A 15416-nucleotide genomic window follows, 5' to 3' on the forward strand; every position below is an offset into this window, starting at 1 on the left:
CTAACCTTTAGCTTGGTTCATCGGGTACCTTGTATCATTCTAATGGAAAGGGGCTGCTTCCCAGTGCAACAACGCTTGACCTTCAGGCACACGTACCGCTTTTGGATCAAAACTTTACTTGCAGGTACGCTGCTTCTCCCATTCTTGCCTGTTGAAGTTTATAGTGAACCCGCCCAGGCCGCTCCCAAACCACAGGCTACCGAGTTAAAACCCGCAGAAATTTTCGCTGCACGTCGCCATTTATATGAAACCATCGGTCAGATGACCCAGATTCCCTGGTACAGGCTTGCTGCTATTGATCAGTATGAACGAACGATTACTCGTGCACATCCAAAGGATCGCAAGCATCCGGAGCGGCTTACGGGTATCTTCATGACCCCTCCGGCCTGGAGAGGATGGCTAAATCCCGATGAGACGGATCAACATCCGGAATCCATTCTTTTTTTCAAAGGATATGGACGTGATGGTTCAGGAGACGGTATAGCGGATGCCAACAATGATCAGGATGTGTTGTACAGCATGGCTTCTGTTATTCAAGGTTACGGGAACAAACAAGAGGACTTCAACATTGCCTTGTGGGAATATTATCACAACTCCCGTGCCGTGCAACGGATACAGCAATTCGCGAAGTTATATGAGCATTTTGACAATCTGGATCTATTCGGACACGCCTTTCCGGTCCCGCTCGGAACCAACTACTCCTATCGTAGTACCTGGGGGACAAAAAGAAGCTGGGGCGGTTATCGCATTCATGAGGGAACGGATATCTTCGCTCCGCATGGCCTACCTGTGCGCAGTACCTGTTACGGGGTCGTGGAAATCAAAGGCTGGAACCCGTTTGGCGGCTGGCGCATCGGAATTCGGGATTTGAATAACCATTATCACTATTACGCCCACCTCTCGGGTTTTGACAAGAGCGCACGCATTGGTGAAGTTGTTATCCCCGGTCAGGTTGTGGGTTGGGTTGGCAGTTCGGGTTACGGAAAACCGGGCACGCAGGGCAAATTCCCTCCACATCTGCACTATGGGATCTACCGGGACAGCGGACTGCACGAATGGTCGTTCGATCCTTATCCACTGCTGAAACATTGGGAACAGGATGAACGCAAACAAAAGAACAAGAAAAGCAAGTGAGACGAGGATATGCTCGGTATTCGGAAGGAATTCGTAGTACACCTCATGTCTTGATCCAAACCTGTAAACTGCCGGAATTAAGTCGATTCTCTTCGGCTGAGAGTACGATAAGCATTCGAAAAAGGGACCTCTTTAATAGAGGCCCCTTTCTTTGCTTAGTAATTCAAATTTGTGTGTATCATGGGTGCGCGTCCTTATTGAGCTGTAATCCCCCATTCACATCAGGCAGATCATCCGGTTCAATTTCTTCAAGTTCATTCCCTTGCAAACGGTCTGACGGCGTCTGTTGCTGGTTCTGGCTAGGGGGATTCGTAGTTACTCCATTACCGCTTGATACACCCGTATGACCTGATGGCAGCGCAATAGCTGGGGCATTACTACCGTTACTGCCCACTGGCTTGCCCTGATTATCGTAATAATACATTGGCACATCCCCGACAACCAAAAGGTAGGAAATCGGGATTTCCGTATCAACCGTTTCGGGTTCCATGTCGAAGGGCACCACGACCGCGACCTCAGCAATGATGTGAATGTACACTTCCACCAAAATCATGTTAATACCCGCATTCTGCTGACGGGTGTTCAGATCCACTTTGACAGCGCCTTGGGGCTCAATACGAACCGGTATACTCGGGCCAAATGAAGCCAACACCGGACTGCCCAGCGCCTGCCCCAGTGGGATTTTTTCTTTTAACATGTGTACATTCTGCAGCGTGGATTGCACAATATTCATCGTACTTGCAGTGATTCGCATATGCTCATTGTAGTTCAGCATGAAACCGGACACTTTCCCGGCGGTATCCGTCTTCCAGTCAATCAGTCCTTCGTTGGTTTTGCCATCTGCAACCTGTGCTGTAATCGCCTTGTTGATCGCTTCGGTTGCAATCTGCTTCACTCTGATCTTGGCCAAGTGCATGATGGGGGGCTTCATCTTTTTATCCACATAAGCAAAGCCCTGCATCAAACAAAACGCGGTGACCAATAAAATGATCAACCACATTTTGCGTTTGCCACTTGGCGGCTTACGGCGTCTCCGGCTTCGCCATCTTCTTCTCATCATCGAAGTGTCCCTCCCCTGCGGGATGAGCTATAGGCTATATGTTAACCTTATGCACCGTTGTCCCGAAAAAGAAGGACAGTACGTGGACACTGGACAGAAAGTAACAACAACATGAAAGGGACAAGTACTCCTCTTTGGCTAACCTAACCGGAAATCGGAAACTACAATAAACAGAGATAAAAAAACCTTTCACCCGCAGATTACTCTGCAAGGCGAAAGGCTTTATGTTCAGACCAATTCAGGCCATGTCTATCCTTTTATTTCGGAACAGATTCCCAGTCTTTCAGGAAACGTTCAATCCCGCTGTCCGTCAGTGGGTGTTTCCAAAGTGTCGGCAGAAGCGAACCCGGAATGGTGGCAATATGCGCACCGGAAAGGGCTGCATCCTCTACATGTTTGATATTGCGAATGCTTGCTGCGATAATCTCGGAAGGCAGATCATACATGTCCAGAATAAGACGCAGATCACGAATCAATTTCATACCATCCACCGCAATATCATCCAAGCGACCAACGAATGGACTGATGTAGGTTGCACCGGCTTTCGCCGCCATCAGGCCCTGTGCTGCGGAGAAAATCAGCGTAACATTGGTTTTGATCCCTTTTTGCGTTAACTCATGACAAGCGTACAACCCATCTTCGGTCATCGGCAATTTAATGACTACATTCGGTGCCCATTCTGCAATTTCATAAGCTTCCTTCAACATATCCTCGGCTTTGAGACCGATGACTTCAGCACTGACCGGGCCTTTAACAACGCCACAAATCTCCTGAATGACTTCTTTAAATACGCGACCTTCTTTGGCGATCAAAGACGGGTTAGTCGTGACTCCATCCACCAGACCCAGACGTTCGATCCGTTTGATTTCTTCCACATTCCCTGTATCCAAGAAAAATTTCATGATATGTTACCTCCACTTGATGAATTCGTAAACACGATATAAGTCATTACCCGATTCTCATCATATGTTAACAGTTATATATAAAATTAATTTTTCTCTACAGCGTGACCGCCAAATTCATTACGCAATGCTGCTACCACTTTACCTGTGAATGTATCTGTTTCCAGGGAACGGTAACGCATCAGCAAGGATAACGCGATAACCGGAGTAGCGGTTTGAAGGTCAAATGCCGTTTCTACCGTCCAACGTCCTTCACCGGAAGAGTGCATTACGCCTTTAATCTCATCGAGGTTTGCATCTTTGGAGAAGGCACGTTCTGTCAACTCCATCAACCAAGAGCGGATAACGGAACCGTTGTTCCATACGCGAGCCACTTGTTCGAAGTCGAAGTCAAATCCACTTTTCTCCAATACGTCAAAACCTTCACCGATGGATGCCATCATACCGTACTCGATACCATTGTGAACCATTTTGAGGAAGTGACCGCTGCCCGCTTTACCTGCATACAGGTAGCCGTTCTCAACGGAAGTATCTTTAAATGCCGGTTCAACGATTGCCCAAGCTTCCGGGTCTCCACCGATCATATAACATGCTCCATTACGTGCACCTTCCATACCGCCTGATGTACCTGCATCCATGTAGTGAATGCCTTTAGGTTTCATCTCTTCGTAACGGCGGATGGATTCTTTGTAGTGAGAGTTACCTGCTTCAATAATGATGTCGCCTTTGGAGAGGAGTGGGCTAACTTCAGCCAATACAGCGTCTACCACGTTGTGAGGAACCATGATCCACAATACACGTGGGGATTCGAGCGAAGCCACCATCTCTGCGTAAGAAGATACGCCTTCAGCTCCGTATTCTTTCATTTCATTTACTGCTTCAGCATTCAGGTCAAAAGCAACCACTTCGTGTTTGTGATCAATCAGGTTTCTACCCAGGTTCAATCCCATTTTTCCTAATCCGACAAGTCCAAGTTTCATTTCAAAATCCTCCTGTTATGAACAATGTTTAAATTTCATTTGCGTTCAAAATTAAAAATAAGTGCTTAACGTTTGGCGAAGTATCCGTTCCGGTCACGAATCGTTCTTTTGATCGCTGTTATCCCCAGATTTTTTGAATCTCCTATATAGGAGAAAATCCGGGGATAAAGGCGAACGCTTTGCTTCTACAGAATCGATTTCGTCCCCTACACTACATTCTCAGCGTTCAAGCCAACCGATTTTCAAAACTGAACCACTAATCTATATTCAAAAATTTTCACGGCCTTCCGGCAAACATAACCGGAAGGACTTATGCAAAATTGGAACGGTATGATTCGTAATAGTTACTGTATATATCAGTATTTTGCATCAATCCAAACTCGCTTAAGAGTACTAGCAGCTCTATGGGAATAAAACATTTCGTTTTATATCCTGTTGACTTGGAAAGGTTTGTTTGGATTTGTGCAAATGATTATTTGTGAGCAGAACGGATCGTACTGTTGTTTTTACTGTTTTGTTCTTTTATGCCCACTCTTTCGTTTCACTTACCACCAACGGTAGCCGTCTGCTGCTGTCAGGCGATCTGCTGACTCTGGTCCATGCGAACCTGCACTGTACGTATCCAGTGGCACGTTGCCAGCTTCGAATGCTTCCTGAATCGGTTGCACCCATTGCCATGCCAGCTCCACTTCGTTCCAGTGAGCGAAGAAGGTGGAATCTCCACGCATCGCATCAAAGATCAGATTCTCGTAGGCTTCAGGGATGTTACGTTTACCTGAGTTGAAGGTCATATGCATTGGTTCCACTTCACCATGGTTCAATGGATTTTTCGCATTTAATTGAAGGGAAATACTTTCTCCCGGACCAATTTCAATCGTAAGCAGGTTAGGTTCCGTTGTATTCTCGGATTCATGCCCCGTTTTGAGTGGAGACTTGAATTCAACAACGATTCTGGTGGATTTCTCAGCCAGGCGTTTACCTGTACGGATATAAAATGGAACCTCACTCCAGAATGGATCATCGATCCAAAGTCTTGCGGCAACATAGGTCTCGTTCTGAGATCCGGCTGGGATGCCAGGCTCGTCCAAATATCCAACAACCGAAGTCCCTTGCAGGTCACCTGCTGCATATTGCGCACGAACAACTTCAGAAGCAATATTTTCTTTTGTCAACGGACGAAGTGCTTCAGCAATTTTTTGCTTTTTGAATTGAATTTCTTCCGGTGTGCAGCGTTTTGGCAAATGCAAACCAATCATCATCAGCAACTGAAGCATATGGTTTTGGAACATGTCACGAAGGGCACCACTTTGGTCGTAATACGCGGCACGTTCTTCAACACCCACCGTCTCGCTTGCCGTAATCTGTACATTGGCAATATAACGGTTAGACCACAACGCCTGAATCACCGGATTTGCATAGGTGAGCGTCTCAATATTTTGAACCATCGGTTTTCCGAGGAAATGGTCAATGCGATAGATCTCTTCTTCTGCAAAGGTATTGCTCAGTTTTTCGTTCAGATCACGAGCCGATTGCAGGTCGTGTCCAAATGGTTTTTCGATAATCAGTTTTTTCCAGCCTTTGGTGTTACCCAGGCCACTTTCTTGAATGTTTAATGCGATTGGCTCAAAGAATTCCGGTGCCACCGACATGTAGAACATGCGGTTTTCGGGAATGTTAAGCTCTTGTTCACGCTGTTGAACCAACTCCAACAGTTTGGTGTAATCTTCAAGCTTCGTATTATTTAAAGAACAATAACGGAAAGCTCCAATGAAATCACGAACTTGAGATGCTTCTTCCGGCGTCTGACGTGAGAATTCATGCAGTGACTTTTCAACATTCGCCTGGAAGTCCGTATCTGACAACTCACGTCGTCCCAAACCAATAACGGAGAAGGATTTCGGCATTTTCTGATCCATGTACAAGTTATATAATGCAGGATAAATCTTGCGTTTGGCTAAATCGCCTGTTGCCCCGAACAGGACAAATGTCATTGCATCCATTGGAGTGCCTCCTGTGATCTGTGCAGTATAGTATATGATGTTGCAAAATGTTCAAATCCAAGCATGACAAAAGACGGAATAAGTGGGTATGGTCCCCGCCTTGCCTCCGTTTATATAACGCACCTGAATTCAACCATGGAACATACCTTCTCTCCACAACCTGTGTTTAGGTTATAAATTGTAACCATTTAAATTAACGTTACCCATATTACACCTGTCATCACAATTCGTCAACAATCGTGTCGAACCTGTGAACTCCAGTGTTTATAGGGTATTTATTTGATGATAACGCTTTATGTGGTAACATTAAGAACAATTGGTATGTGACATTTTACACATATGGCCTGTGGACAAGTAGGTTACAATAAGTATACTAATGATATTACAAGCAATACTAAATCAAAGGAGTACAATCATGAGCGATGATGAGAATGCCAAGCAAATATGCACAAAAGTGGAACAATCTTATCAGATCATTGGCCGAAAATGGGTAGCCCTCATTATCCATGCGTTGATGGAGGAGCCCAAACGCTTCAGTGAGATTCACGCTTATATCCCTGACTTGAGCAAACGTGTGTTAAATGAGCGAATGAAGGAATTGGAGGAAGAAGGACTTGTGGTTCGCCATGTGGTCACGGAACGTCCAGTTCGAACTGAATATATGTTGTCACGAAAAGGAACGGAACTGGGGAGAGCGCTAAGCGCCGTGGAACGCTGGGCTGATAAGTGGCTGTAACAACTTGAGAAATCCTAAAGGTTTATTTAGCATGAAGGTTACCGATGTGCAATCCCGGAGGTGGAGTATCGCATTTAGCAACTGGCTAGTGCAATCCGCATCCGGGATTTTTTTAATTCAAACGGTAAATACTAATTGTGTATATAGAGACGTAATAACGCTATTATTTTGCAAACTAAAATAATGCTTGCTGCACCGTTCAAATTGTTGCCGATAAATACATCGGGCTCGTCCCGGCAGATTTGCGAAATAACTGGATGAAATACATCCGTTTGGAGATCCAGTGCGTTTGCCAATCTCCTTCACCGCAAGTGTTGTTATCTCAAGGAGTAAGAAGTCCTGCCCAACCTTCGAGCTTTGACGTGTTCCGTAACGCTGCTACCTGTCTCTTGATGAAAACGCAGGAAGCATTCGATTTGGTTAAGTGAACATCTGCCGCCATCTGGTCCAATCTGATCTCATATTTGAAATGCTCTTCAATCCACTGTATCATCTTCTCCGAGGTCTCAGATGACGTGAATCCGCTAGCTGCGAAAGCGTTTCATCTACTCCCTCTTTCTGTTGATTATCGTCAAAGGGATTATTATCTGGAAGCGTTCTCGAAGATAATCGGATGAAGGTTCCGGGTTAATTGATTTTTGGAGTTGTAGACGCAACAAACGTAGCAAAAAGATGCCACCTCACTATTACGTGAGGTGGCATCTTTAGATACTCATAACAATGACTTTTTTTTTTGGATTAGATCATTATTTCAAGATTAAAACAAATTTTTATGTAAAAATAAAAATCTCAATATACTTTTAATAGCTTCCATCAGCATCCTTTATTCTCTTGATCGCATCTAACATTTCTTGTTTTTGTTTGAGGAGTAACTGTGTCCGAGTATCCAGCTGATAGAAGAATACTTCCACCTTGATTCTAAGTTTATCGGCTGATTGTCCCTTCCAGGTGTTCAACTTCCCATACAATACACGTGCTTCTCTCTCGTTTTCTCTCAATTCGTTAAGGATAAGATCCAACTCTTGTTCTGCCTGTAATAACTGATCCAAGTCCATGGCTATACTGCTTCCACTCATTACATTTTCCTGCCTTTCTACCCATGTTCGTTAAGCTACTGTTCCACTATCGGCCTGGATAAATAGATCCGCCTTGTTCTGAATATAATCTACAAGATCAGTGGTATGTTCCAGATGCCATTCATCTAACTGCTTAATACTCATCTGAAGATCCCATACAATCGGCACAAGCCGCTGACTATGACTGCTCTCGGTGTACTCAAAAAAGTTCCGTTGGATTCGCTCAACTTGAGATAGACCTAACGAGTCTTCTATTCCTTTAGAAATTTCCTTTTCCAATGGAAATCGGAGATCGTCAAATGCTCTATTGATCGTTGCTCCAATTTCAGGAAAACCTATATTTAGAACATCCGCTTTTAAATCAGGAGCTTTTCTATCCAAGGTACTGGAGCCTTCCGTTCCTCGGAAAGCAACGACCGCTTGTTTTGTATCAGGATTATAAAAGGTCACTGCATCCATGCCAGATGAATTGTGTTTTTGGTCGAGTACTTCCCAGCCCGTTAAACCTTCAATTTCAATTCCTTTCTCAAAATCGTTATAAGCTGCATCGGACATTCGTTGATAAACCTGATCGGTTATATTTCTATTGTTTAGATCATCCTTACTCATTTAATCTCCCTACCTCACATTTAACTGTAATATCAAAGATTATATCCTTTTACTAATAATGCTTTCTTAAATTCAGGACTATACGCAAACATCTCTTTCAAACCAGTTTCATAATTAATCGATATTATGAACGTTTGATCTTCGTTTCCCGTTATATAACCATATATTGATACACGTGACATTGCCATCTTAGGCTGCATTTGCCTCCTTGTGATGGTCACGTCTAAATCATAAGTTTCTTTTAGATAATCAATGGCAATGGTCTCCGAACGCTCTATAATTTCTTGATCCTTTTTGTCCACTCCAGAACATCCTCCTATTACTCCAACGATCATTATGGTAAATGTAATTATCTTTATTATCCGGGACACAGCCATCCCTCACTTTATCGATATAGGTGTAAAACAGAAGAAATCCTCTAGTAAAAGGATTTCTTCTATCCAGTAACTGATTGTAATACTTACATTTATTTCTTAATGCGGTACCTGCGCACTGAAATCATCCCGGCTGGAGCGATCTGCATGGTAAAAGACCACATCTCCGTCCCGCAACGTAAAGCTGTTTCCGTAGCTATCCTCTACCTCACGCTGGAATCCTTCTAGCAACCATTGATTCATCAGCGGGGCATGGATATACTGCAGATGCGGTGCTGCCAGATTTCCCTCTCGAATGGACTCAAAGTTTAAGTTCACCACGACATACCCATCCTTCAGGAAGATCGGCGATTTAGCATCCAATCCGCCATGCGTACGTCCATACTCAGCCAAGTTTGTTCCCGCTTGTACCACATAGGGCTCAGCAGGTAGACTGTATTCCCCGTACCATTGTTGAATGGCTGCATTCGCACGCAGGACATCTGCACTGGCGGTGGTGGGAATATTCGTTTTCGGACCGATAAATGTCCGCAACTGTTCTGGTATCAAGAGTAGGCTGTATCCGCCTACCGGAGTTTTCATTTTCGTGAACTTGTCTCGATAGTACTCTTGATACGCTCGTTCACTCATCATCCCCGGATGGATTTCACCATATCGGTTGTATTTGTACGTCGCTGTATCTCGTAGTTGTTCGGACGGAACTTGACGTAGCCGATCATTCAGAATCACAAATCGTTTCACTTGATCTTCTGTCGAACCGATGCGAATAAAGTTCCGTTGGTTGGTGGAGTAATACAGATCCACGGGCACACGCGTACTTCCATCCTTACTCACAAAATCAAAGGTTGGCGTGAGACGAATGCCATCTCGCGGGCCGAACATGTTGCCTTTTGTTTTAAAGTCAAACTTGAAGTGATATCCCGTCTTCACCGCCACATTCTGGTACCCTTGCAGCGGGTGACTGCCCGGACGAATTGGGACGGTAAACTGAGGTTTGTTCCCCCGCTTATCTCCGTCAATATCCTGCGTGCCGGTCCAGTAACTGATCCAGGTCGGCGCAAGGCTATTTTTGAAACGGCGGAAGACCAGCTCCCAATTATAATCGGCGATATCGGTAATCTCAAAGTCGTATAGTCGCCCAATGACCTCCACAGATACTTCGTCCGAAGCGGCGTGATAGTACAGGTCTGTGTTGGCATCGGGCTGGGCGTCGATCTTCGGCTGGGTGCTAAAATTCGACGGGGCATTTTCAGCGATATTCCGGAATTCCACTTGGTAGTCTCCTTCATCCACCCACACCGGCAGATAGAAGGTCGTATCCAGTACCGGGACCTGAACATCAATCCACGTATTTCGTGGATAAAATTGCGTTCGGTCGGCACTGTACACGTCAAAAGGAAACCGCACTTGTTTGATCCGATAATATTTAGCGTAATCCCGATCGCCATATCCCGGGTAGGATCCCGCATCCAGATGTTGTCCGCTGGTCGGGATGCGAACTGTGAACGGTCGCTCCAAAATGAGCGCAGACCGACTCATGTTCGGCACCGTTTTCTGGTTATGTGGCTGATCATCCGAGACAAGCGAGTAGTTCACAACCGGGGTATGGACGGTGACCATGTTAATGGAATTGATCGGAAAAGTCATTCCTTGGCTGCCTCCCAAGGTTGTAGGATGAAGCGCATACTCAATCTCCCCCGTCGACTCTGTATTCGCCCTGTTCAAGCGGTCCTGGGGGATTAACAGCTGATCTGCGTACAGCACCTGCTCTCCGGTGTTTTTATACGAACCGATCTTGGTCGGTGCTGGGATTTGCGCCGGATCCGGTCCGTTTTCAACGACAGTGCTGCCATCCATTACCTTCGTGGTTGAACCTTCCCACGTAAAGTCAAGTGCATCGTTCTTCACATCAGGCGGGCCCGTTTGACCCTCAGCTATGCCTTTAAGCAGTTCTGTATCATCCGGTACTTCAGGCGGCTCATATCCATCGCCTGCCACCACGTCGGGAACGAAGCTAATCTCCCCCGTTTCCTGCGGTATCACATGAATCTCCACCTCCTCATCATGCTCCATCTCCAGGTCGGGCGCTGTATACTCCTGAGGCCAGAGCGTGATCCGACCACCATCAGGGAGAGCATAATTCTCCATTTCGGCTTGCTCAATGGAATACAGTTCAACGTTATTGATCTTCCAGTAGCTGTAATTCCTCTCAAAGCTGAACTTGTACTGGTGTGGATATTCATCGGAACCTTGAGTATCTGGTTGCGGAATCGTTGTGCCATTAGGTCCCGGTAGGGCTGGTTGTTTAACCTTCCAAGTGCGGGCATAGGTAATATCGGCGGTACAATCATAGGTAATGGTACCTTTCTGTTTGCCAAAGGTATGCTGGAACAAATAGTTCATCGCCCAGGTGTTGGCATACAGATGCTCCGAGGTTGGTATCCCCAGCGTAGCATCAAAATGTATGTCGTTAGTTGGGTCATCCGCCAGAATATGCCCTTGAGCACCCGGATCCATATATTCTACTTGCGGTGAAGCTATCTCGTTCGGTGGATTAATGTTAGGTTTGCAGGCTGCCTTCCCGTCCGGGATAGGATCATCAGGAATAACTGTCGTTACTTTACGATATACACCTACTACATTCGTACCTCCAAGATAATTCGTAAAATTTCTTTCTGATAACTTTGCATTTCTCTCTGGATCACCCGTTTGTACAAAATTCTGCTCATTTAACTTCCGTTTAGACTGAACATACGACTTCACTAGCTTATAGGTATCACCTTGAAACGGATAAGTTTTATCTAACATTACTGTATCTACTGGTTTACCTACTGGCCAATTTTTATCTACATCTTCAATGTCGCTCTCTACTTTTGCAGAATACATCTCTATGCCTTCACTAGTTCGATATATCTTGGTAACTGGATAGTATCCATTCACTTTTACAGGAATATCATAGTACTGTCTGAACTTACTTGGGTCAGCCCAACTTTCAGCATTCTTTATACTCTGAAGAGTCACGAAATCCGTATTAGGTCTAGATCCGTTAATAACATGAAATATAGAGCTTAACCAAATCTGTCCACCATTGGTTATCTTCTCGAGTCCAGCAGCTTCTAAAGCATCATTCACTTGATTAACAGGAATATTGAAATATGTAGTAACCGTTCCATTGGTGTTATGTACTTCTCCTACCTGAGTAATTCTGACTACACCATGCGGCCCCCCTTGTTGAGGGGCACAATTGGTTGAGGTGCATCTTGCATTACGAGCTATTGTGAATCCGACCGTTTTATACCGAATGGATGTGGTTGCTCCTGTTGAGGTTGTACTAAATTTAATTGAACCTGACGGCTCAAATTGAATATCATCTGCAGCATATGCTGCAGGTTTGATACTGAACACAACCAGTAATTCTATTATTAATGAAACCATCAAAAAACATAAGACGAATCTCTTGAGAAGCTTCTTCATTTCACTTCACGTACTATAGAGTTGTCACTAAATAGTGTAGCCATGCCACTGACCTTCAAATCATACGTATTTGAATTCGTAGATAACGGAATATCTGCATATCCTGCATATTTTTTTCCTTTTTTAAAGGTATCAGCATCTATGAAACGTTCATCAAATATGATGTTTTCGTATTTAATGTAAGATTTGATCTCAAAACTAAACCTAGTTCGAATAAAATAACCAGCTAACTTATCCGCATCAGTCACCATAGAAGGTTCTGCTACCAAAGACCCTGTCATGATGATTTTGTTTTCCTTAACCCACTTCACATATCGTCTCATATCCGCAAGTACCACCCTGAAAGCCTGATTGTGATATGTAAATAATGTATTGGCCCATTCTTCATCAATTGTTCTGTAGTCTACGTTAAGCATCAAGTTATAGTAATTCTCCGTTGTTTGTTTCCATTGATCCATTAGAGCCTTATTGTTAAAGTTTCTATCCATCTTGGCTAGTTGGGCAGAAGTCGTATCTACAATAATATTGGGTTTCATCTCATACATCTCATTCGGATACTCTTCCAAAATATAAGGGAAATCTTTTGCATTTTTAGGCAAATTGGTGGTTCGAATAAGCCGCCCCCACGGATCCCGCTCCGCATTCTTCGCTTTTTCTGCATTCTTTAAAGCTACTGTATCTACTTTCAGTGTCTGTCCACTTCGCACTTTACCAATTCGGTCTACAACAGTTAACGCTTGAGCACGAGTGGTTGTACCCTCGGGATCAAGCTTTCCGTTTCCCGTACCCGAAAGTAACCCATTTTTTACAGCAAGATATAGAAAATCATAATCATCTGTACCAATCTTCCCAATGGCCCGTGCCGCCACGTGTACCATTTCCATGCGCGTCATGGGTTTAGACCAATCTGAGGATGGAAAATCGGATTCAACATACAATTTATTGACTTTGGCAGATGTGACATATGGATCATACCACTGCATATTGGTCTTTGTAGGCTCTGCCTCATGGCCCAGTGAACTAACTATGAGCTTTAGAAACTCTGCACGCGTTACTTTATTTTCTGGATAAAACATGCCATTGGGATAACCACTAACAATCCCTTTATCCACCGCTGCCTGAATACTGGATACTGCCCAATGCCCTTGAATATCCTTGAATGATTTTTTTTGTCCCGCGTCACGATCTGTATTTGAATTCATTGGCTTGCTATTTAAACTACCATCCAAGGAAATTGATGTTTCCGCATGAACCTGAACTGTCGCTGCTAAAAGAGCTATTATCGTACTCATGACGATTACTTTCTTTTTCATCTGTGTTGGCCTCATTTCAATAAGAATAGTTAATTTCTTTGTTATGTAAATTCTTGCTGTTTATATGTGTATAGTGATCAAACTTTAAAGCTACTAAGCTCCCACACCACTATCGGCCTGGATAAACAAATCGGCCTTGTTCTGGATATAATCTACAAGATCCGATGTATGTTCCAGATGCCATTCATCTAACTGCTTAATACTCATCTGAAGATCCCATACAATCGGCACAAGCCGCTGACTATGACTGCTCTCGGTGTACTCAAAAAAGTTCCGTTGGATTCGCTCAAAGGTACGGCTCATATCCTGTGCTTGGCGACTCCATTTCCCTGCAATCTCCTTCAGTTCCTCTGGCGTTAACTCAATGGTTCCTGCCGAGTACCCACCTACAACGTTAACCACCGACTTAAAACCTTTGGATAGGGTATCCCATGCTTCACGTGCATGATCCAGGATGTTATGATCCGAAGGTTTCCGCGGAGAGTAACTCACTCGTTCTCCCGTAATTTCATCATACAAGGTATTATCGATATACCCATCGTCATCGAAGCTATAATGCTTCATATCGTGATATGAAGGCCCTCCCAGTGTATCCTTTATTTTGTCCACAGCACCGTAACTAGCATTAAAATCGTCATAATTTTTATCAATCACGAGAGTTGAACCCACGTGCCTCTCATATCCTCCCAGCATACCACTTGCAATGAAATCCCCAGGATGAATGAAGTTGGTTACCTGACGATCGAAAGCACCTTCTTCTGCTTTCCTACGCATTTCTGGTGTTAACGATGCCACGACGGTAGGCGCACTAAACGTGACTGCATCCAGTCCTGTATACACCGCTGCATATTGTGCATTTGCCCCGCCTAATGAATGCCCCGTAAGTGTAAAGTCTGCATCGGGATATTTGCTCTGCATCTCCTTCACATAATCTTCAGCCTCATATAGCTGATTTTCAAAACGCAGCCCCTTGCTGATGTTTTTTTGAGTATCTCCTAGCCAATTCTCAACTTGAGATAGACCTAACGAGTCTTCTATTCCTTTAGAAATTTCCTTTTCCAATGGAAATCGGAGATCATCAAATGCTCTATTGATCGTTGCTCCAATTTCAGGAAAACCAATATTTAGAACATCCGCTTTTAAATCAGGAGCTTTTCTATCCAAGGTACTGGAGCCTTCCGTTCCTCGGAAAGCAACGACCGCTTGTTTTGTATCAGGATTATAAAAGGTCACTGCATCCATACCTGATGAATTATGTTTTTGGTCTATTATTTCCCAACCTGGGAGACTATCTATTTTATTAGTCTTAAAATCATTGTATGCTTCGCTCGACATTTTTTTATAGGTTAAATCACTAATGTCCCTATTTCCCACTATTTCCACCTCTATCTCTAATATATGGGTCATAGCCCTTATTAACTAAAAACTCTTCTAATTCTGTATTAAAACTGAAAGATTCCTTTTCATTCGACTCGTAATCAACTGACACACTGAAGATAAGATTCTCATGATCTGTTACATGTCCAGATACGGTAACCCAGCTCATCGCCATTTTAGGCAAAATTTTCTTTTCTATAATTGTCACATCCAAGTCATATGTTTCTTTCAAATACTGAATGGCAATGGCCTCCGAACGATCTATAATTTCTTGATCTTTATCTTTTGTATCCACTCTTGAACACCCTCCTAAAATGAAAACTATCATCATGATAAATGTAACTATCTTTATCATCCGGGACACAACCATCCCTCACTTTA

Annotated in this window: 13 protein-coding genes; 2 read left to right on the top strand and 11 right to left on the bottom strand. The window is 44.0% G+C overall.

Translation table 11 applies throughout. The features are described 5' to 3' along the window. Positions 1-63 precede the first annotated feature (63 nt). Positions 64-1134, top strand: coding sequence for a M23 family metallopeptidase (locus MHI12_RS25105; protein WP_405170637.1), 1071 nt, complete (start codon positions 64-66; stop codon positions 1132-1134). 178 nt (positions 1135-1312) lie between these two features. Here the strand turns inward: MHI12_RS25105 and yunB are convergent, their stop codons facing one another. The 4 genes from yunB to zwf form a co-directional block, all read right to left on the bottom strand. Continuing rightward, positions 1313-2194: a sporulation protein YunB gene (gene yunB / locus MHI12_RS25110; RefSeq protein WP_405170638.1), complete on the bottom strand. Its 882-nt coding sequence runs from the start codon at positions 2192-2194 to the stop codon at positions 1313-1315. A 257-nt stretch (positions 2195-2451) separates the two neighbouring features. After that, positions 2452-3096: a fructose-6-phosphate aldolase gene (gene fsa, locus MHI12_RS25115; protein WP_036605718.1), complete on the bottom strand. Its 645-nt coding sequence runs from the start codon at positions 3094-3096 to the stop codon at positions 2452-2454. An 86-nt stretch (positions 3097-3182) separates the two neighbouring features. Further along, positions 3183-4076 carry a phosphogluconate dehydrogenase (NAD(+)-dependent, decarboxylating) gene (gene gnd / locus MHI12_RS25120; RefSeq protein ID WP_017692367.1) on the bottom strand — a complete coding sequence of 298 codons (894 nt, stop codon included), beginning with the start codon at positions 4074-4076 and terminating at the stop codon, positions 3183-3185. 545 nt (positions 4077-4621) lie between these two features. Then, positions 4622-6076: a glucose-6-phosphate dehydrogenase gene (zwf, locus tag MHI12_RS25125; RefSeq protein ID WP_405170639.1), complete on the bottom strand. Its 1455-nt coding sequence runs from the start codon at positions 6074-6076 to the stop codon at positions 4622-4624. A 415-nt stretch (positions 6077-6491) separates the two neighbouring features. Here zwf and MHI12_RS25130 point away from each other — a divergent pair, with 415 nt between their 5' ends. Continuing rightward, on the top strand, positions 6492-6812 hold the full coding sequence (locus MHI12_RS25130; protein ID WP_036605715.1) for a helix-turn-helix domain-containing protein: 321 nt from the start codon (positions 6492-6494) through the stop codon (positions 6810-6812). Between the two features lie 800 nt (positions 6813-7612). Here the strand turns inward: MHI12_RS25130 and MHI12_RS25135 are convergent. The 7 genes from MHI12_RS25135 to MHI12_RS25165 form a co-directional block, all read right to left on the bottom strand. Further along, the gene (locus MHI12_RS25135) at positions 7613-7888 is read right to left on the bottom strand and encodes a hypothetical protein (protein WP_405170640.1); all 276 of its coding nucleotides are present in this window, start codon (positions 7886-7888) and stop codon (positions 7613-7615) included. A gap of 30 nt (positions 7889-7918) precedes the next feature. Then, the gene (locus tag MHI12_RS25140; protein WP_405170641.1) at positions 7919-8497 is read right to left on the bottom strand and encodes a hypothetical protein; all 579 of its coding nucleotides are present in this window, start codon (positions 8495-8497) and stop codon (positions 7919-7921) included. A gap of 32 nt (positions 8498-8529) precedes the next feature. Continuing rightward, entirely contained in the window at positions 8530-8799 is a 270-nt protein-coding gene (locus tag MHI12_RS25145; protein ID WP_017692361.1) for a hypothetical protein, read from the bottom strand. A 171-nt stretch (positions 8800-8970) separates the two neighbouring features. Then, on the bottom strand, positions 8971-12276 hold the full coding sequence (locus MHI12_RS25150) for a DUF5704 domain-containing protein (protein ID WP_405170642.1): 3306 nt from the start codon (positions 12274-12276) through the stop codon (positions 8971-8973). A 65-nt stretch (positions 12277-12341) separates the two neighbouring features. After that, complete coding sequence (locus MHI12_RS25155; protein ID WP_340913017.1) at positions 12342-13658, bottom strand: S-layer homology domain-containing protein; 1317 nt, start codon at positions 13656-13658, stop codon at positions 12342-12344. A 93-nt stretch (positions 13659-13751) separates the two neighbouring features. Then, the gene (locus MHI12_RS25160) at positions 13752-15065 is read right to left on the bottom strand and encodes a lipase family protein (protein ID WP_405170643.1); all 1314 of its coding nucleotides are present in this window, start codon (positions 15063-15065) and stop codon (positions 13752-13754) included. Next, positions 15022-15330, bottom strand: a complete 309-nt coding sequence (locus tag MHI12_RS25165; protein ID WP_340913014.1) for a hypothetical protein — start codon at positions 15328-15330, stop codon at positions 15022-15024. The genes MHI12_RS25160 and MHI12_RS25165 overlap by 44 nt, the downstream gene beginning before the upstream one ends. Positions 15331-15416: the final 86 nt, after the last annotated feature.

Origin of the sequence: Paenibacillus sp. FSL H8-0280 (assembly GCF_045040665.1) — a bacterium.
Lineage (GTDB): Bacteria > Bacillota > Bacilli > Paenibacillales > Paenibacillaceae > Paenibacillus > Paenibacillus xylanexedens_A.

Bases quoted from the DNA above. Each gene is read 5' to 3' on its own strand.
- yunB (WP_405170638.1), bottom strand. From the start codon at position 2,194: ATGATGAGAAGAAGATGGCGAAGCCGGAGACGCCGTAAGCCGCCAAGT.
- fsa (WP_036605718.1), bottom strand. From the start codon at position 3,096: ATGAAATTTTTCTTGGATACAGGGAATGTGGAAGAAATCAAACGGATC.
- gnd (WP_017692367.1), bottom strand. From the start codon at position 4,076: ATGAAACTTGGACTTGTCGGATTAGGAAAAATGGGATTGAACCTGGGT.
- zwf (WP_405170639.1), bottom strand. From the start codon at position 6,076: ATGGATGCAATGACATTTGTCCTGTTCGGGGCAACAGGCGATTTAGCC.
- MHI12_RS25130 (WP_036605715.1), top strand. From the start codon at position 6,492: ATGAGCGATGATGAGAATGCCAAGCAAATATGCACAAAAGTGGAACAA.
- MHI12_RS25135 (WP_405170640.1), bottom strand. From the start codon at position 7,888: ATGAGTGGAAGCAGTATAGCCATGGACTTGGATCAGTTATTACAGGCA.
- MHI12_RS25140 (WP_405170641.1), bottom strand. From the start codon at position 8,497: ATGAGTAAGGATGATCTAAACAATAGAAATATAACCGATCAGGTTTAT.
- MHI12_RS25155 (WP_340913017.1), bottom strand. From the start codon at position 13,658: ATGAAAAAGAAAGTAATCGTCATGAGTACGATAATAGCTCTTTTAGCA.
- MHI12_RS25160 (WP_405170643.1), bottom strand. From the start codon at position 15,065: ATGACCCATATATTAGAGATAGAGGTGGAAATAGTGGGAAATAGGGAC.